Source organism: Asticcacaulis sp. (assembly GCF_047605585.1).
Classification (GTDB): Bacteria; Pseudomonadota; Alphaproteobacteria; order Caulobacterales; family Caulobacteraceae; genus Asticcacaulis.
The window spans coordinates 77,698-95,589 of the sequence record NZ_JASGFK010000001.1; the positions used below are offsets into that span (position 1 = coordinate 77,698).

The following is a 17,892-nucleotide window of genomic DNA, read 5'->3' on the forward strand; positions in this document are numbered from 1 at the left end:
GGAGGGGGCTCCCGCGTGTCCTGGTTCATAAATCTGCTGACCGGACTGATCGCCCTGCTGATCTCGGCCGCTATGGCGCACTTTGGCGGCGATAGCCGTGTCGCGCCCCCAGTCCCCTCACAAGTCACACCGCCGCCCGCCAGTGCGCCGGACAATGCCCGTCCTGAAGAACCTTCCGCGCCTTCGGCGGACCCTGACCGTTAAGCGCGTTTTAAGCCTAATACAATCTTGACAAAAAGCTTTGCGAAAATCGCAAGTTGACGTAGCTTTCTCCTGCTGGGAGAAACAGGTCCCAACTTTCGGAAAACGCGTCGCCCGGCCGTAAAAGAACGGCCTCAGGATACTATTGATGAAACCACCTCGCACGCCGCAGACACCCTCCGAACCGAAACTGAACCTTTTCGGCCGCCCCAAACTGAGGCCCCTGTTTGACGAGCCGGCAGCGCCAGCGGCAACAGACAGCCAAGCGAAGGCTGGCGCGAACGACATCATGGAAGCGCCGTTCGACAACCCCACCCATGTGGCGCCGGACGCCAAGCCTGAACCCCTGCCCGAAGACAATGGGCCCGAGCCATCTGCCACCTTCGACACCAGTCTCGATATTCCCGAACCGGCACCGGTGCCCCTGACCGAGCTGAAACCGCCGCCCGAAACCACGCCGCCCGTCGTCAAAAACAGCGACGCACCGGCCAAATCCAGCACGCACAGGTCACACCGGCGCAGCAGCCGCGACCTGAGCCCGCAAAAGACGCGGTCGGAACCGGTGACGCGCAAGAACGAAGCCTCCCCCGTCCTGGTCTGGGGTCTGGCCACCTTTGCCAGCCTGCTGTGGGCCTGCGGCCTTGCGGCTTTTGCTCTGGGCGCTCAGGCCGACCTCGCCGCGCTGACCTATGAGCCGTTCCGCATCGTGGTCCTGGCCTGCCTGGCCCTCTTCCCCATCGGCCTGATCTTCGCCACCGCACTGGCCCTGCGCCACGCCACCCGCCTGTCGAACCAGGCCCAGCGCACCGCCGAACTGGCCGATGCCCTGCTGGCGCCCGCCGCCACGGCGGCCCACCAGACCGGTGATCTGGTGACCGCCCTGCGCGAACAGGTCGATCATGCCGTACGCGCTGTGCGCCTGGCCCATGCCGATATTACCGAACTCAGCGCCCAGCTGAAAAACGAGACCGAGCGCCTGACCGCCGCCGCTGAAAATGCCCGCGCCGCCACGCAGAACATCACCCAGTCCCTGCATCATGAGCGCGAGGCCATCGGCGCACTGAACGAAACCCTGGGCACCCAGACCACCGGCATCATCGAGGCCGTCGACCGGCAGGCGCGCATGGTGGCCGATGCTTCCGATCTCGCCCAGGCGCAGCTGCGCGAGGCCGAGGCCAGCCTGGCCGCCTCCACCGGCGCCATCGTCAATGCCGCCGCCGATGTGGCCGATGTCGCCCGGACGGCCTCCGAGGATCTCGACCGCCAGACTGTGCGTCTGGAAACCGCCGGCACCGGCGTCGCCGATCAGGTGCGCAATGTCGAGGAAGGCCTGTCGCAGCAGCGCGCCGGTCTGGTCTCCGCCGCCTTGTCCCTGCGTGCCGACCAGGAAGACTTTGCCGTCCATATCGAGAACCAGCGCGCCCAGCTGACCGAGGCCTTGTCCATCACCCGCGTCGCCACCATCGACCTCGGCGAAACCTCGGCGCGCGGCATCGACGTGCTGCGCGATATCGTCGTCTCGGCGCAGGAGCATTTCAATGCCGTCCAGGGCGCCGCCGAAAACGAGCGGACCGCTTTTGAGACGCGCATTCACGCCACCCTGTCCAATATTTCCCTGATGGCCGCCGATGCCCGCGACGATCTGGTCGAGGAAACCCGCAAGGCGCTGGAGCAGCTCAACACCTCGGCAGAGGACGCCAAGCGCGCCGCCGATCAGGCTGCGCAGACGGCCCAGATACGCGTCGATCGACTGAACGAATCGATTTTCGAGGCCAGCAAGAAGGCCGACGAGGTGTTCGACAGCCGTTTCGCCGCCGCCCGTCGCCTGATCGAGGACTCCGCCGATCTGATCGGCGAGGCCGGCGACCAGACGGCGCAGAAGCTCGACGCCAGTTTCGCCCATACGCGCGACACCATTGCCGAGGTTAATGCCGCCCTGAACGACCTGGCCAACGGCGCCGACCAGTTGCCGACCATGGCCCAGGCGCGCATCGCCGAAATCCGCCAGAGCGTGGAAGACGGCATCAATGCCATGCTGGAAGCCGCCCGCAAGGCGGCGCAGGAAACCGAGGCGGTCGATACAGCCTTCCAGGACCGGGTCAAGCGCAATTACGACATGCTGACCGAGGCCGTGCGGCTAATGGGCGTTATTTCCGGCGACCAGACCCTGCCCCATCCGCCTGCTGAACCGGCAGCGCCACGGGATCGCGGCCTGACGCCGCGCCGCGCTATCGAACGGGCCGCGGACAAGGTGGCTGAGATGACGCCGCCACCAGTCTCGTCCCCAGTCTCGCCACCAGTCCCGCCCGCATCCGTGACGCGCCCGCGCCTGTCGCGCCTGAGCATGCCGGCCTCCGAAACCCGGCCGTCCCCCGGACCGGAAGCCACGCCCGCCCCAGCCCCTGCGCCGCGCGAAACCGCCAGGCCGGCGGCCCGCTCGGTTCAGGAAGGCTGGTCATGGCGTGAGCTGCTGGGCGGCATGGAGGGGCGCGAAAGGGCCGCGCCTGTCGAGGCCGCGCCCGTGCCGGAAATCGCCCCGGAAACCGCTGCAGAACCGCCGCACGATCCGGAATTCGACAGCCTGGACGACCTGATGATCGCCGAGGTCAATGCCATGGGGGTCGATGCCGCCGCCCTGCTCAGCCGCGCCCGCATCGAGGAAGTCATCGGCGCCATCATGGCCGAGGATAATGAAGGCGCTCGTCTCGTGGTTCGCCGCGTGGCGCCCGCCGCCATCCGCCGTCTGAGCCGTCGCCTGCTGTCGGACCCGCAGGTGCGTCAGCACGCCAATGATTTTGCCACCTTCTACGACCAGCAGATCAACATGGCCCTGCTCGGCAAGGACGTGATCAAGGGGCTGAACGAAGTGCTGGCCAGCGATTCCGGACGCGCCTACCTGCTGCTCGACGCCGCACTCAGCGACCTGATATGAGGCTTATTCTTCGCGAAGAGACCTTCCCGATCACCGGGCGGTTCACCATTGCGCGCGGCTCGAAAACCGAAGCGCGTGTGCTCTATGTCGAGCTGGAAGACCAGGGCCATGTTGGACGTGGCGAGGCCGTACCCTATGCGCGTTACGGCGAGAGCATCGAACAATCCCTGGCCGATATCGAGGCCGTGCGGCCGCGTATCGAAGCGGGCCTGAGCTTCAGCGACCTGCACGACCTTCTGCCGGCGGGTGCGGCGCGCAATGCCATCGATTGCGCCCTGTGGGACCTGAATGCCAAACTGACCGGTATACCGGCCTGGCGGACGGCCGGGCTGAAACGGCTCGACCCGCTCAAGACGGCCTATACTCTGAGTCTGGATACCCCTGAGGCGATGGGGGCGCAGGCCGCCGCCAATGCCCGCCGTCCGCTGCTCAAGCTCAAGATCGGGGGGGCGGACGATCTCGACCGCATCGAGGCCGTGCGGGCCAATGCGCCTAAGTCGCGCCTGATCGTCGATGGCAATGAAGGCCTGAGCTTCGATGATCTGGTGCGCATGGCCCCGGAGATGCAGAAGCTCGATGTCAAGCTGATCGAGCAACCGCTGAAGGTTTCGGAAGACGAACAGCTGCTGGGCTATCAATCGCCGGTGCCGCTGTGCGCCGACGAAAGCCTGCACAGCCGCGCCGAACTGGACCGCTGCGCCCGGCTTTACAGCCACGTCAATATCAAGCTCGACAAGACCGGCGGCCTGACCGAAGCACTGGCCCTGAAGGCGGCGGCCATGGAAGCGGGTCTGGGCATTATGGTCGGCTGCATGGTGGCGACCTCGCTATCGATGGCTCCGGCCATGCTGGTGGCGCAGGGGGTAGAATTTGTCGATCTCGACGGCCCGCTCCTTCTGGCGCGCGACCGCGAACATGGGCTGGAGATCACGGGCTCCATCCTGCATCCGGCTACGCCGGCGCTATGGGGCTAGTTTAAAGTTTAGCCACGGAAAACACGGAAGCGCTGCCTTGCAGGCAGCGACACGGAAAAACACGGAAGCGCTGCCTTGCAGGCAGCGACACGGAAAAACACGGAAACTCTTTGCATGGTTATTTCGACGCGAAGCGTCATTTTTCGAAATGGCTGATGATATTTTTTCCTGCCCTTCCGGCGAGAATGACAGCAAACTCAGATTTCCGTGTCTTTCCGTGTGACGCGCGAAGCGCGGCCTTCCGTGCTTTCCGTGGCTAAACCATTGCCGCCATCAGTCGCATGCGCTGGCTATAAAGCCAAAGGGCACTTCCCAGTCCCAGAACGGCGACACCGGCCATCACGCCGTAGCCCTTCGCCGCAAAGACCGTGTAGATGGCGCCGGAGGCAATCGTCCCCATGCCCATCATCACGCCATTGGCATAGGCGGCATTGATCGTCTGGCCCAGGCTTTCATAACCCTTCGGCGTCAGACGCTGCACCAGTTCCAGCCCCGCCAGATAGGTGGCGGCGAACGACATGGCGTGCAGGCACTGCAGGGGATAGAGCGCCCACAGAGGCGGTGAAAAGGCCATCAGCCCCCAGCGCGTCACGGCCAGCACGCCGGCAATCACCAGCATGCGCCAAGGCCCCATCCGGCGCCGGATACCTTCGCCCAGCCCCATGAAGGCAACCTCGGCCACCACGCCGACGGCCCACAGATAACCGCAGGTGGCCGATGAGAGGCCGCGCTCCTTCCAGATGATGGTGGAAAAGGCATAGTAGAAACTGTGTGAGGCCTGCAGACAGCCGATGGCGGCCAGCAGCCACAGGAAGCCTTCGTCGCGCATCAGCACGTTCAGGCGCTCCAGTCCCGTGCCGGCCGTGCCGACGGATGCATGTCCGGGCCGCACCAGACCGGCCAGCAGATAACGGCCACCCAGCGCGGTCAGTATCGCCGCCACAACGAGCCAGACGAGGATCAGGTCCGTCGGCCAGATCACCAGCAGGAAGCCCAGCACGATATTGGTGACGATAAACGAACTGGAGCCGACCGCGCGCGGCACGGCATAGGTGAACCTATCCTGCCTCGCCAGTTGCAGGGTCATGGCGTCATTGAGCGGCGCCAGGCTGGTCATGCAACTGAAGGCCAGTGTGTACAGCATCAGGTAAAGTGGGAAACGTACGGCCGGCAAAAGTCCTCCCGCCGCCATCAGCGCATAGAACAGCGCGCCACAACAGGCCAGCCAGACCAGCGGGGTGCGGTAGAGGCGAAAACCATCGGCCCACAGGCCGCTGACCGGGCCGGTGACGGCGCGCAAAAGCAGGGGCGAGGCCAGGATGATACCGATCTCACCCGCGGTCATGCCATGGGTTTTCAGCCACAATGGCATGAAAGGCAGGGAGGCGCCCGTGCCGGCATAGGTCAGGGCGTAAAAGATCGCCTGGCGGCGCTGGCTGGTCAGCGGGAAAAGGCTTGTGAGCGAAGGCATTTTACGTCTTTAGTGAGGGCAGACACATACTGACATTGATCTCAAGCCTATGACCGATTCTGTGACTGCACCAAAAAGCACGACCGTCCGCGGACTTTACCCTGATATCGAGCCCTATGACAGCGGCCATATGCCGACAGGCGGCAAACACAAGATATATTATGAGCAGAGCGGCAATCCTGAGGGCCTGCCGGTCGTGGTGGTGCATGGCGGCCCCGGCGGCGGCACCTCACCTAACCTGCGCTGCTACTTCAATCCGGATGGCTATCGTATCATCCTGTTCGACCAGCGCGGCTGCGGGAAATCAACACCGCATGCCTCTGAAGACATCTCGCTGGAAGACAACACCACCTGGCATCTGGTGGCCGATATGGAGACCCTGCGCCAGAAGCTCGGCATTGAAAAATGGATCGTTTTCGGCGGCTCCTGGGGCTCGACCCTGTCGCTGGCCTATGCCCTCACCCATCCGGATCGCGTCAGCGGCCTGATCCTGCGCGGCATCTTCCTGGTGCGTCCGGCGGAGCTGAACTGGTTTTACCAGGAAGGCGCCAGCCATATCTATCCGGATATCTGGGAGAAGTTTGTCGCGCCGATCCCGCAAGGCGAGCGCGGCGACCTGCTTTCGGCCTATGTCAAACGGCTCAATGGCCCTGATCGCGCGGAAAGCCTGCGCTGCGCCCTGGCCTGGAGCGGCTGGGAAGGCGATACCCTCTCCATCGACGGCCCGTCCGAAATGGCGTCGAAATTCTCCGACCCTGCCTTCGCGCTGGCGTTTGCGCGCATCGAAAGCTGGTATTTCAAGAATGGTGGCTTCTTTGAAAGCGAGAACTGGGTGCTGGAAAATATCGGCCGCCTGCGTCACATCCCCGGCTGGATCGTGCAGGGGCGTTACGATGTGGTCACCCCCATGGCCACGGCCTGGGATTTGAAAAAGGCCTGGCCTGAAGCGCGTTTCAACCTGGTCAAAAAAGCCGGCCACTCCTCCAGCGATCCGGGCATACTGGAAGGCCTTGTCGCGGCGGCCGATGAAGCCCTGGTGGCCCTGAGCTGAATAAAAGGGCTAGGGCACGACCGGCGCCGTTCGGCCATTCATCGTGCCGTTGGCCGTGGGATCGGCAGCGGTGGGTTTGATATTATCAGCGCCCGGTTTGTCGTGCGGGCCTGACGGTGCGATCAGAATCGCGGCGATAATGATGACGATCACGGCAATGAGAGTCGCGGCGGCCCATAGCGTGCGCCGGCTTTCGCCTTTCGTGACCGGAGGTTCATTTGTCGTCATGACGGCAAATTGCCCGCCAGCACATAAAAAATCAGCGCGTATTACTTCCCACGCACCGGTGCGTAAAAGCCAGAGATTTGCGGCGAATAGCAGGCGGCAAGCGACGCGGGTATATAAGCGCAGCCAACTCGCGAGTCGACCAAAGACCTGGCTTTTACTCGAAGCGCTGGAAGATGGAGGCTTGTCGTGGCAATTCCTGATAGCGGTGAACCTTGACGCCCAGCACCAGGCCAAAGCCGGTCATCACCATCAGCATGGCCGAACCGCCGTAGGAAACCAGCGGCATGGGCACGCCGACCACCGGGAACAGGCCCATCACCATGGCGCCATTGATCAGCACATAGAGGGCGAAGGTGGCCGTGGCCCCCGCCGCCGCCAGACGGCCGAAATGCGAGTGCGACAGCGAGGCCATACGCAAGGCCATCAGGATGATCAGGGCATAGAGCAAGAAGATGACGAAACCGCCGGCAAAGCCCAGTTCCTCGCAGACCGCCGCCATGATGAAGTCGGTATGCTTTTCCGGCAGGAAGTTGAGCTGGCTCTGCGAACCGAGCCCCAGCCCTTTGCCAAGCAAGCCACCGGACCCCATGGCGATCTTCGATTGCAGGATGTGATAGCCATCGCCGGAAGGATCGCCTTCCGGATTCAGGAAGGTCAGGATGCGCTTCTTCTGGTAATCGTGCAGCACGTACTGGAAGGCCAGGGGCACAGTGATGACGGCGCCGACGGCGGCGGCGGCGATAACTTTCCAGTTCAACCCGGCCAGGATCATGACCGAAGCGCCGGTCAGCGAGATCAGCACGGCAGTGCCTAGGTCAGGCTGGTGCATGACCAGGGCTGCTGGCAGGCCGATCATGCCGGCCGGGATCAGCAGCTTCCATGACAGGTTGGCGTCCTTGGCCGAGCACTCGTGATAGAATTTGGACAGGGCCAAAACGATGGCCAGCTTCATGAATTCGGACGGCTGGAAGCTGACAGGCCCCAGGCTCAGCCAGCGCTGCGCCCCCATGCGGACATCGCCCACAGCCTCGACCGCGATAAGCAACAGCAGCGAAGCGCCGTAAAACCAGTAGGCTCCCATCAGCCAGACGCGCAGGTCGACCAGCGCCAGCGCGCACATCATGACCAGGCAGACAGCGAAGAAAATCAATTGTTTGTAGGCCCAGGGCTGCCAGCTCATGCCGCCCACGCTGTACAGCAGCAGAATGCCGATGCCGGTCAGGGCGCACAAAAGGCCGACAAACAGCCAGTCGATCTGGGCGATCTTGCTTTCGTAGCGATCGCGTTGTCCGGGGCGGGAAAGAGCGGAATCGACCATGCGGTTACCTATGCGCTGATGTCGTCGGTCGGCGGCGGCACGACATCCGGATCGGATTGCGGCGCCGTGTCTTCCGGAATGGGTTTGTCGACCAGGTCGGCCGGGTTGATACCGACAATCCGCTTCTGGATTTCGGGATCCTTCAGCAGGGCCATGCGCATGACCTCGCGCGCCTTGGGCGCCGCAGAAGAACCGCCGAAACCGCCGTGCTGGACCAGAACGCTCATGGCGTAACGCGGCGCATCGGCCGGGGCAAAGGCAACGAACCAGGCATGATCGCGCTTTTCCCAGTCACCGACCGCACCGTGCGCACCGCGGCTGCCGACATCATAGGTGTGCGGCTGGGCGGTACCGGTCTTGCCGGCCATCATGATCGGCCCCAGATTAAGCTGGGCACCGGCACCGGTGGCGCCCCGGATCTTGGCGGCGACCACGTCGGCCATGGCGGCGCGGACGAAAGCGATGTTTTCCGACTTGAAGGGCAGCGGCGGCGGATTGAGGTCTTCCTTGTAAGGCTTGCCACCGATCGACTTCACCAGTCGCGGCTCAACCGCCTTGCCGCCATTGGCCAGACGCGAGACCATGACGCAGAGCTGAAGCGGATTGAGGTTGGTCGCCCCTTGCCCGATGCCGAAACTGGGCGTTTCGCCGGGAAACCACTTGGTATTGGCCGGATTGCGTTTGGCGTAATATTCCTTCTTCCACTCGGTGGTCGGCACCAGGCCCGGCCGCTGGCCGGCAATGCCGATATCGAAGGTCTGGCCCAGGCCGAACTTGCTGGCCACGGCGGCAATTTTGTCCGGCCCCCCCATGGCCAGGGCGCACTGGTAGAAATAGATGTCGCATGAGGTGACAATGGCCTGGTGCAAATTCAGCGGCCCGTGGGCGTCATCGCAGCCCCAGACGCGGCCGCCCCAGGCCCAGTGACGGTTGCAGACATGGACCGTATTCGGATCGTAACCATTTTCCAGCGCCGCCAGGGCGGTCATGGTCTTGAAGGTCGAGCCCGGCGGGAAGGTCGCGCTCAGGGCCTTGTCAAGCAATGGAATATGATCGTAGTCGGCCAGCAGCTTGTAGGTATCGGAGGAAATGCCGGAAACGAACAGGTTCGGATCGAAGCCCGGCGAGGAGGTCATGCACAGAACGTCGCCATTCTCGATGTCCATCATTACCACCGAGCCGGATTCCTGTCCGAAGACCTCGACCGCCCGCTGCTGCAGGTCGGCATCGATGGTCATGACGATATCCTTGCCGGGTGTCGGCTCGATGGAGCCGTCATCGTCCTGCGCCACCACCTTGCCGCGGGCATCGACCTCGACCTTCTTGCCGCCCGCCACGCCGCGCAAGTCCTTGTCGAAACCGCGCTCTATGCCCGACTTGCCGATGCGGAAGCTGGGGTGATGCAGCAGGTTGAAGTCACTTTCCGAAGCGCCCTTTTCGTTATCGAGATCCTTCTGGTTGATCTTCGAGACATAGCCGACAACGTGCGAAAAGGCCCCGCCGTAGTAATAGGCGCGCATCTCGTCCATATCCGCCACCACGCCCGGAATATCGTTGGCATAGAGGCTGACCTTGGAGAAATCCTCCCAGCTCAGGTCGCTGGCAATAATGGTCGGCACCGAGCGCTGGTTCTGGTTGATGTCGCGCAGAATACGGCGGCGGCTGGTCAGGGTCTGGGGCAGGACATAGGAGACCTGATCCAGGGTATCGTCAATGTTCTTGACCTCATTGGTCTCGATCATGACGCGGAAGGACGGGCGATTGCCGGCGATCAGCTTGCCATTACGGTCATAGATATCGCCACGCGGCGGCGGCACAAGGCGGAAATTGAACTGGTTGGCGGCAGCCAGCTTCTTGTACTTGCCGCCCTGGACGATTTGCAAATGCGCCAGCCGGCCGGTGAGCGCGAACATGCCAAACGCCACGACGCCGCCCATGACAAAAATCCGCCGGTTGAACATCCCCTGGCGTTCATTGACATCCGTAAAGACGATTGAGGGCTCGGCCATTTTTTTTAAACGCTTACTGGAACCGGGCGTCCGAATGGACGTACTTTTCGAGCAGGATCAGCACAAAAGGAAACAACAGGGTTGTGGCAAACATTTGTTCGAAAACGCCCCACAGCCGCACCACCGCCCCCGTATCGATCAGCGCCAGAATGACGTTCACGCCGAAGAACACAAACTCGGTCAACAGAAAGAGACCGAACAGCACGCCCCATTCCTGGCCGATCAGATAGGTACGCGCCAGGGCCAGGACGCCATAGACCAGCACCAGGCTGAGGGTCCAGAAACCAAGCGGCGCCCCCCAGAAGAAATCGAGGAAGAAGCCCAGGGCGCCCAGGACGAACGGCGCGATATAGGAGGGACGGATCAGCGGCCAGGTAAAGGCCAGGATGAAGGGCGATACCGGCTCCGGCAAGTAGAGTCCGAAGGGCTGGAAGGCCGTCGCCAGCACAATGGTCAGGGCCACGCTCATCAGGGCCGGCGCGAACAGCCAGTCCCACGCGGTAATTACCTTGGCCGCCTTTGTGGCGCGCACGCCGCGATGAATCACCGTACCGGCAAAACCACGCTTCTTCAGACCGAGCAGCCCCGGCACCTTCATCAGTTCTGTCCCGCGGAAGAGGCACCGGCCGAAGCAGACGGCACATAGGGCCTTAGCTCGGGCGCGGAAGGCGCCGCAGCCGAAGCTGAAGACGTCGTGGCCGGTTTCGGTATTGCGGGCTTGGGCGTCACGGGCCTGGAGGGGCCAGACTGGGGCTTTGGCGGTGCGGAAGCAGTCGAGGCACTGGCGCTGGAAGCTTTAACATTGGCGGCCACAGACGCGGACGACGATGCAACGCCGCTGGAGGCCGAAGCCGAGGCAGAGGTCTGCGCCACGGGCTGGGCCGGCGGCGGCAGCACATCGCTGACCGGCGGCGTACGCAGGATGGTGTCGGCGTTCGGCAGCTGCGAGAAGTCCTTGAAAAGCAGAACCTTGACGAAATCGATCGCCGAACGGTTCGAATAGAGGCGGACGCGCCAGACGCCATCGACACCCTGCACCGCCTCGCCCACCGGCAGGCCGCGCGGGAAGATGCCGCCATCGCCGGACGACAGGATCTGATCGCCCTTCTTCACCGAATCCTTACCGCGCACGAAATCGAGCTTGGGATAGCCGCCGCCGTCGCCGCTCATCATGGCGCGGGCATCGGAGCGCAGGATCATAACAGGCACATGACTGGTGACATCGGTCACCATCAGAACGCGGCTGACATCGGGCGAAACCCCGACGACACGGCCGACCAGGCCCTGATCGGTGATGACCGGATTACCGAAGGAAATCTGCTTGTTGGAACCGGCATCGATCAGGCGGTTATTGGCAAAGGGTCCGCGCGACACGGCCACGGAACGCGCCGTCACGGTGACCACCGGCGGCTCGGTGCGCAGGTTGAGCAGGCGCTCATAGCGCGTATTGATGTCCTTTTCCTCGATATAGAGGTCGCGGTACTGGGTCAATTCGGCGACCTTCATCTTCAGCTTGCGGTTTTCACGCACCGCAAAGAAGTAGTCGTCGAACCAGTTGGTGCCGTCGCCGATCTTGTGGACCGGATAGGCCAGCACCTTGTCGGGGAAGCCCGCTACCGTATCGAAGCCGGCGCGGTTGGCATAGGCGGCGGATTCGGCATCCTCGCGCCGGTCACCGAGGAACAGCAGAGCCGCGACCACGCAAACCAGCGCGACCACGCCCATGACCGCCCAGGTCACGGGCAGTTTCAGGTGTTCGAAATGTCCGCTCTTGTCCCCGTAGGCCACGCTGCACTTTTCCTGATCCGGGCGTTACTACCCGCCGATTACGACATGGTCGCGTCGAGGATGCCCTTCATCCAGCGCGGATGCTCCAGTACGCGGCCGCAGCCGATAGCGACGCAGGACAGCGGGTCCTCGGCGACGGAAACCGGCAGCCCGGTCTGGTCGCGGATTTCGATGTCGAGACCGCGCAGCAGCGCGCCGCCGCCGGTCAGCATGATGCCCTTGTCGGCGATATCGGCCGCCAGTTCCGGCGGGGTGGCTTCCAGGGCTACCTTCACGGCGTCGATGATCTGCGCCACCGGCTCGGCCAGGGCTTCCGCCGCCTGGCGCTCGGAGATGCGCACTTCGCGCGGCACGCCCTGCATCAGGTCGCGGCCCTTGACGTCAATCGCCAGGCCCTCGCCATCATGCGGCACGCGGGCGGTGCCGATGTCTTTCTTGATGCGCTCGGCGGTGGTTTCGCCGATCAGCAGGTTGTGGTTGCGGCGCATGAAATTGGTGATCGCCTCATCCATCTTGTCGCCGCCGACGCGGACCGACTTGGAATAGACGATACCCGAAAGCGACAGAACGGCCACTTCCGTAGTGCCGCCGCCGATATCGACGACCATCGAGCCGGTCGGCTCGTGGATCGGCAGGCCGGCGCCGATGGCGGCCGCCATGGGCTCATCGAGCAGGCCGACGCGGCGGGCCGAGGCATTGAGGCAGGAATCGTTGATGGCGCGGCGCTCGACGGCGGTGGCGCCCGAAGGCACGCAGACGATGACCTTGGGGTTCACGAAGCCCTTGCGGTTATGCACCTTGCGGATGAAATACTTGATCATTTCCTCGGCGACTTCGAAGTCGGCGATGACGCCATCACGCATCGGGCGGATGGCTTCCATGTGACCGGGGGTACGGCCCAGCATCTGCTTGGCCTCGATGCCCACGGCATGCACCAGCTTGCGGCCGCCGACATTACGCAGCGCCACGACGGAGGGTTCGTTCAGCACGATCCCGCGGCCCTTCATATAGATCAGCGTATTGGCCGTACCAAGGTCGATAGCGATGTCGTTGGAAAATCCGCCGAAGAAGGACTTGAGCATTGAGATAAACTACCTTGGTTTTTTAAAGATGGCCCTGGCAAAGCCGGACATTTTTTAATTGGGGGCGTACCCCTAGAGGCGAAGGAAGGCATTTTGGGGGCAAGCCATACAGGCGTCTGTGGAATAAGGGCAGATTTGCCTTGAGTCTACAGGTTTTTGCTCCCGGAATTTCCTCACTTGCCCTTATTGAAATCATATTTCAAGGGGGTTCCGAAAAAAGATGGTTTCACCCGACAAGCGAATTAGTCAATTTACTGTTTTTAAAAGATAAAATGAAGACGATCACGGAAAATGTCATTGGAAAAAACGCCGTGGCCGTTTCGGTTTTCGGATCAGGCTTTCACAAGCGGGGCGGCGCCCAGAAAGGTTACCCTTAGCCGGCGTCCGGCTGGCGGTTTTTCGCCGCCGTATAGACCTTGCGCGCCACCAGCATCAGGCCGAGCCAGGCCAGGGCGATCACCGCCATCAGGAGCCCCATCTTCCAGTTGCCGCCCTTCACCGAGACGTAGGACGAGCCGAACATGGCCACCAGAGCCGTTTTCGGAATGATGCCGAGCGCACAGCCGGCAACGAAGCCGATGAAGGGCGCGCGGGAAGCGCCGAAGGCCATGTTGACAACGATGAACGGCGCCGAAGGAATATTGCGGACGATGAATGAGGCCGAGAAAGCGTTCTTGCCGATATAGTCGCTCAGGCGCTCGACATGATTGCCGCCCAGGCGCTGCATGACGCCCGCGCCGGCGAACCGCCCCATATAGAAGGTCATGACGGCCGAGATCACCGTGGCGAACCAGCTGTAGAACCCGCCCCACCAGGGTCCGAAGGCCACCACGCAGGCGGCGATCAGCACGAACTGCGGCGCACCGAACAGGGCCGACGCACAGAAGACGATGGTAACGATCACCACCGCCATCGGCGAATTGCGATACCGCTCCATCCAGGCTTCCAGCCCCTTCAGGACCTCCTGCCCCCAGGGCGACTTGCCGATCAGGAAAACGGCCACGACCAGCGCCAGAAGCAGCAGGCTGGCCCACAGGGCGCGCATGGCCTTGGCGTCCAGATGCAGGAAGAGGCCTGTTACGCTTCGCCATAAATGTTGTAATCGGTTGTGCATTGCCCGCTGTATGACTTCAAAGCTATGTTCCGGGCAAGTAAATAAGCCGCAAAATCGTGTTTTTGGAAACAGATGAAACCGGTTCCCCAGCATGACCGCCCCAGGCCTGCCTTTTAAGAGAGAAATTAGCCAAATGATGGACGATGAGAGTTGGACAAATGAGCGCGTGCGGGTAAAGAGGGGCCTGCATTTTTCCCTGACCCCTTCCGATCCGGTCACTCGCCCGGAGAGCGGGGTCGCATCCATGAGCATTCCTATGGCCGACTTCTCCGAATCCGAAACGCTGAAACGCGTGAAACCCTCCCCGACCCTGGCCGTCACCGCCAAGGCCCGCGAACTGGCCCGCCAGGGCAAGAAGGTGATCTCGCTGGGCGCCGGCGAACCCGACTTCGACACCCCGGAAAACATCTGTGATGCCGCCATCAAGGCGATCAAGCGCGGTGAAACCCGCTATACCGACGTCGACGGCATCCCCGAACTGAAGGCGGCCATCGTCGCCAAGTTCAAGCGCGAGAACGGCCTTGACTACAAAACCACCCAGGTGTCGGTCTCGCCCGGCGGCAAGCCGGTCATCTATAATGCCTTCATGGCCTCGTTGAACCCCGGCGACGAAGTCATCGTGCCGGCGCCTTACTGGGTGTCCTACCCGGATATGGTCCTGCTGGCCGGCGGCACGCCCGTCTTCGCCGTGGCCGGCATGGACACCGGCTTCAAGCTGAAGCCGGAGACCCTGGAAGCCGCCATCACCCCCAAGACCAAGTGGCTGATCCTCAACTCGCCCTCCAACCCGACCGGCGCCGTCTATACCGCCGACGACCTGAAGGCGCTGGGCGAGGTGCTGAAGCGTCACCCGCAGGTCTGGATCCTGACCGACGACATGTACGAGCACCTGCTGTTCGACGGCTTCGAGTACGCCACCATCGCCCAGGTCGTGCCTGAACTCTATGACCGGACGCTGACCATGAACGGCGTGTCCAAGGCCTATTCGATGACCGGCTGGCGCATCGGCTACTGCGCCGGCCCCGAGCCGCTGATCAAGGCGATGTCCAAGATCATCTCGCAATCGACCTCCAACCCCTGCTCGATCGCGCAGTGGGCCGCCGTCGAAGCGCTGAACGGCACGCAGGACTTCATTCCGCCGCGCGCTGCCGCCTTCCAGAAGCGCCGCGACCTCGTCGTCGCCATGCTGAACCAGGCCCAGGGCATCACCTGCCCAACCCCGGAAGGCGCCTTCTACGTCTATCCGTCGATCGCCGGCTGCATCGGCAAGACCGCGCCTTCGGGCAAGGTCATCACCAGCGACGAGGACTTCGCCGGTGAACTGCTGCAAACCGAGGAAGTCGCTGTGGTTCACGGTGCCGCCTTCGGCCTGTCGCCCTTCTTCCGCATCTCCTACGCCACCTCGGAAGCCGTGCTGACCGAAGCCTGCTCTCGCATCCAGCGCTTCTGCGCCAGCCTGAAGTAAGCGATAAACCTTCAGGAATAATCAGGCGCGGTCGGGCATCCGGCCGCGCCTTTTTCTTTCGCATTCCTGCCATTGCAGACGATAAGATGTGCGTAACACCGCCAAAAGTTGAACGGTATAAACTTGCGCTTGCCCTCTTTGGAAAAACAAGGCAAGCAATGCGCAAATGACGGATTTCTGGCAGATAACATGGCTGATCCCGCCGGGCCTGCTGCTGGGCGCCCTGGTCGCCTCCGCCTGTGTCAGCGCCCTGCTCAGCCTGCTGGTGATCAAGGGCGGCCCGATCGATAATCCCCGCGAACGCGGCGCCCATTCGGACCCCACCCCCACAAGCGGCGGGCTGGCCATCATGGCAGCCTCCGCCCTCACTATTGGCCTGATCATCTGCTTTCAGGGGCACGATATCCCGGGCAGCTGGCGCGATGGCCTGATCCTGTTCGGTTTCGCCAGCCTGATGGGCATTTGCGGCGCAATAGACGATGTGGCCGACCTGCCGGCAAGCTGGCGCCTGGCCTTCCAGATCAGCCTCTGCCTGGTCTTTGCCTGGTTCTATCGCGTGACGACGCTCGATTTCGGCCCAGGCCTGATCGTGCAGGTACCACCGCTCCTGGGCCTGCTCGGCAGCGCCGCCTGGCTGATCCTGACCCTGAACACCATCAACTTCATGGACGGTTCCAATGGCCTGGCCATCGGCGCCCAGACCATTGCCCTGCTGGTCTTCGCCGGCCTGATCCTGCTGATGGCGCCCTTGAGCCTTTTCGGCGCCTATCTCGGTGTGGTTCTGCTGATCTGCATCTGTGTGGCCGGCGCCCATATCGGTTTCGCGCCGTTCAACCTGCCGCCGGGCCGGCCGCAAAAGGCCAAAGCCTTTCAGGGCGATGCCGGATCGATGTTCGCCGGCGCCCTGATCGGTGGCGCCACCCTGGTGGTCAAGGCCTATGGCGTCGGGTCGGTGTGGTTCGGCGGCTTCCTGCTGGCCCCCCTGCTGGTCGATGTCGTCCTGACCCTGATCGTGCGCACCCGCAAGAAAGAGAACATTCTCAAACCGCACAAGGAACACCTTTACCAGATCTGGCTGCAGCGCCGGGATGGCTCACACTGGCGGCTGGCCCTGCGGGTCTGGGGACTGTGCCTGCTTTCCAGCCTGATCGGCGTGGGCGCCCGGCTGGTGGATCGTATCTACCATACCGATATCCGCTTCCTGCTGCTCGTGGCCCTGATCGCGGCCTATTCCATCGGCTGGCTTCAGCTGCGCACCGCCCTGCTCAAGCGGCCCCTGTTAAATAAAGCGCCATGAGCAGGTCATCGAGGTAGGGCTGCCCCTCGCCCTGCCAGACACGGCCTTTCAACCGCCCCTCAAAGACAAACCCCAGGGACTGATAAAGGTCGATGGCGCGCTGGTTATCCTCGCGGCAATAGAGTTCGATGATGCGGAATTGCGGATAGGCCCTCGCCGCCGCGATCAGGTGCCCGAACAGGGCGCGTCCAACCCCGCGACCCTGCGCCGCCGGATCGACCGCCACGGTCAGGTTGGTCAGGCAGTGCCCAAGTTGCCGGGTTTCCGATGGCCAGGCGTGGATTTCACCCAGTATGCGACCGTCGTCGGTTTCCGCCAGCAGGGAAAAGCCGATGCGGAGGCTGTTTTCCAGATTGTGCCGGATATAGGCGTCGGTAATCTCGTCCTCACGGCGCAGCAGCCCCCCGCCCTGACGGGCCGCCGCCTGATAGACCTGGCGGATGCCGGCCTCATCGCCCGGCGTCGAGGCGCGTATCCTATAGCTCATCGTTCTCCTCCGGCCGTTTGCGGTTCGATTTGACGGTAGCGCGTATGGCCTTGCCCTCCAGGCGACGCCTCACCGCGCCGCGGGTCGGCTTGGTGGCGATGCGCGGCGGAGGTGGCGGAGCGGCGGCCTTCTGCACCAGTTCGACGAACCGCTCCAGGGCCGCCTTGCGGTTCATGTCCTGAGTCCGGTGCGTCTGGACGAACAGCACCAGTTCGCCCTCCTGTGTCACCCGCCGTCCCCCCAGTTTGATCAGCCGCTGCTTGACCTCATAAGGCAGGGTCCAGTTGTTGGTAATGGAGAAACGCAGTTCGACGGCGGTCGCCACCTTGTTGACATTCTGCCCGCCAGCCCCCGACGACCGCACGAAGCTTTCGTGCAGTTCTTCGTCAGGCACGGAAATGCGGGGCGTAATGAAGACCATGGCGTCTTGTGGGCGAAAACACGGGTGGCTTCAAGCGTTTCTCCGCCTGTTTCT

At 62.9% G+C, this 17,892-nt stretch carries 16 protein-coding genes; 6 read left to right on the forward strand and 10 right to left on the reverse strand.

The window, feature by feature from the left end; genetic code table 11:
• Positions 1-15 precede the first annotated feature (15 nt).
• From QM647_RS00440 to dgcA, 3 genes are all read left to right on the forward strand, one after another.
• Positions 16-204 carry a hypothetical protein gene (locus QM647_RS00440; RefSeq protein WP_414993499.1) on the forward strand — a complete coding sequence of 63 codons (189 nt, stop codon included), beginning with the start codon at positions 16-18 and terminating at the stop codon, positions 202-204.
• 145 nt (positions 205-349) lie between these two features.
• Positions 350-3,133 (forward strand): tipN, encoded by a 2,784-nt coding sequence (locus QM647_RS00445; protein WP_414993500.1) that lies wholly within the window; start codon positions 350-352, stop codon positions 3,131-3,133.
• The gene (gene dgcA, locus QM647_RS00450) at positions 3,130-4,107 is read left to right on the forward strand and encodes an N-acetyl-D-Glu racemase DgcA (protein ID WP_414993501.1); all 978 of its coding nucleotides are present in this window, start codon (positions 3,130-3,132) and stop codon (positions 4,105-4,107) included. Before QM647_RS00445 ends, dgcA begins: the two co-directional genes overlap by 4 nt.
• Positions 4,108-4,363: 256 nt before the next feature.
• On the opposite strand, the gene QM647_RS00455 is transcribed toward dgcA, so the two are convergent.
• Positions 4,364-5,578 (reverse strand): MFS transporter, encoded by a 1,215-nt coding sequence (locus QM647_RS00455; RefSeq protein WP_414993502.1) that lies wholly within the window; start codon positions 5,576-5,578, stop codon positions 4,364-4,366.
• A gap of 49 nt (positions 5,579-5,627) precedes the next feature.
• On the opposite strand from QM647_RS00455, the gene pip reads away from it, so the two are divergent.
• Positions 5,628-6,629: a prolyl aminopeptidase gene (gene pip, locus QM647_RS00460; RefSeq protein WP_414993503.1), complete on the forward strand. Its 1,002-nt coding sequence runs from the start codon at positions 5,628-5,630 to the stop codon at positions 6,627-6,629.
• A gap of 9 nt (positions 6,630-6,638) precedes the next feature.
• On the opposite strand, the gene QM647_RS00465 is transcribed toward pip, so the two are convergent.
• From QM647_RS00465 to QM647_RS00495, 7 genes are all read right to left on the reverse strand, one after another.
• A complete protein-coding gene (locus QM647_RS00465; protein WP_414993504.1) occupies positions 6,639-6,857 on the reverse strand; it encodes a hypothetical protein in 219 nt (72 codons plus the stop codon).
• 154 nt (positions 6,858-7,011) lie between these two features.
• Positions 7,012-8,175 (reverse strand): rod shape-determining protein RodA, encoded by a 1,164-nt coding sequence (gene rodA / locus QM647_RS00470; RefSeq protein ID WP_414993505.1) that lies wholly within the window; start codon positions 8,173-8,175, stop codon positions 7,012-7,014.
• Positions 8,176-8,183: 8 nt separating this feature from the next.
• Positions 8,184-10,184, reverse strand: a complete 2,001-nt coding sequence (mrdA, locus tag QM647_RS00475; RefSeq protein ID WP_414993506.1) for a penicillin-binding protein 2 — start codon at positions 10,182-10,184, stop codon at positions 8,184-8,186.
• A 13-nt stretch (positions 10,185-10,197) separates the two neighbouring features.
• Positions 10,198-10,782 carry a hypothetical protein gene (locus tag QM647_RS00480; protein ID WP_414993507.1) on the reverse strand — a complete coding sequence of 195 codons (585 nt, stop codon included), beginning with the start codon at positions 10,780-10,782 and terminating at the stop codon, positions 10,198-10,200.
• On the reverse strand, positions 10,782-11,972 hold the full coding sequence (gene mreC / locus QM647_RS00485; protein ID WP_414993508.1) for a rod shape-determining protein MreC: 1,191 nt from the start codon (positions 11,970-11,972) through the stop codon (positions 10,782-10,784). Before mreC ends, QM647_RS00480 begins: the two co-directional genes overlap by 1 nt.
• 38 nt (positions 11,973-12,010) lie before the next feature.
• On the reverse strand, positions 12,011-13,054 hold the full coding sequence (locus tag QM647_RS00490) for a rod shape-determining protein (protein WP_090644799.1): 1,044 nt from the start codon (positions 13,052-13,054) through the stop codon (positions 12,011-12,013).
• Between the two features lie 373 nt (positions 13,055-13,427).
• On the reverse strand, positions 13,428-14,099 hold the full coding sequence (locus QM647_RS00495) for a TVP38/TMEM64 family protein (RefSeq protein WP_414993509.1): 672 nt from the start codon (positions 14,097-14,099) through the stop codon (positions 13,428-13,430).
• A 325-nt stretch (positions 14,100-14,424) separates the two neighbouring features.
• On the opposite strand from QM647_RS00495, the gene QM647_RS00500 reads away from it, so the two are divergent.
• The gene (locus QM647_RS00500; protein WP_414994540.1) at positions 14,425-15,633 is read left to right on the forward strand and encodes a pyridoxal phosphate-dependent aminotransferase; all 1,209 of its coding nucleotides are present in this window, start codon (positions 14,425-14,427) and stop codon (positions 15,631-15,633) included.
• Positions 15,634-15,799: 166 nt separating this feature from the next.
• Complete coding sequence (locus tag QM647_RS00505) at positions 15,800-16,930, forward strand: glycosyltransferase family 4 protein (protein WP_414993510.1); 1,131 nt, start codon at positions 15,800-15,802, stop codon at positions 16,928-16,930.
• On the opposite strand, the gene QM647_RS00510 is transcribed toward QM647_RS00505, so the two are convergent.
• On the reverse strand, positions 16,899-17,417 hold the full coding sequence (locus QM647_RS00510) for a GNAT family N-acetyltransferase (RefSeq protein ID WP_414993511.1): 519 nt from the start codon (positions 17,415-17,417) through the stop codon (positions 16,899-16,901). The genes QM647_RS00505 and QM647_RS00510 overlap by 32 nt on opposite strands.
• Positions 17,407-17,838 carry an alternative ribosome rescue aminoacyl-tRNA hydrolase ArfB gene (gene arfB, locus QM647_RS00515; protein WP_414993512.1) on the reverse strand — a complete coding sequence of 144 codons (432 nt, stop codon included), beginning with the start codon at positions 17,836-17,838 and terminating at the stop codon, positions 17,407-17,409. The genes QM647_RS00510 and arfB overlap by 11 nt, the downstream gene beginning before the upstream one ends.
• Between the last annotated feature and the right edge of the window lie 54 nt (positions 17,839-17,892).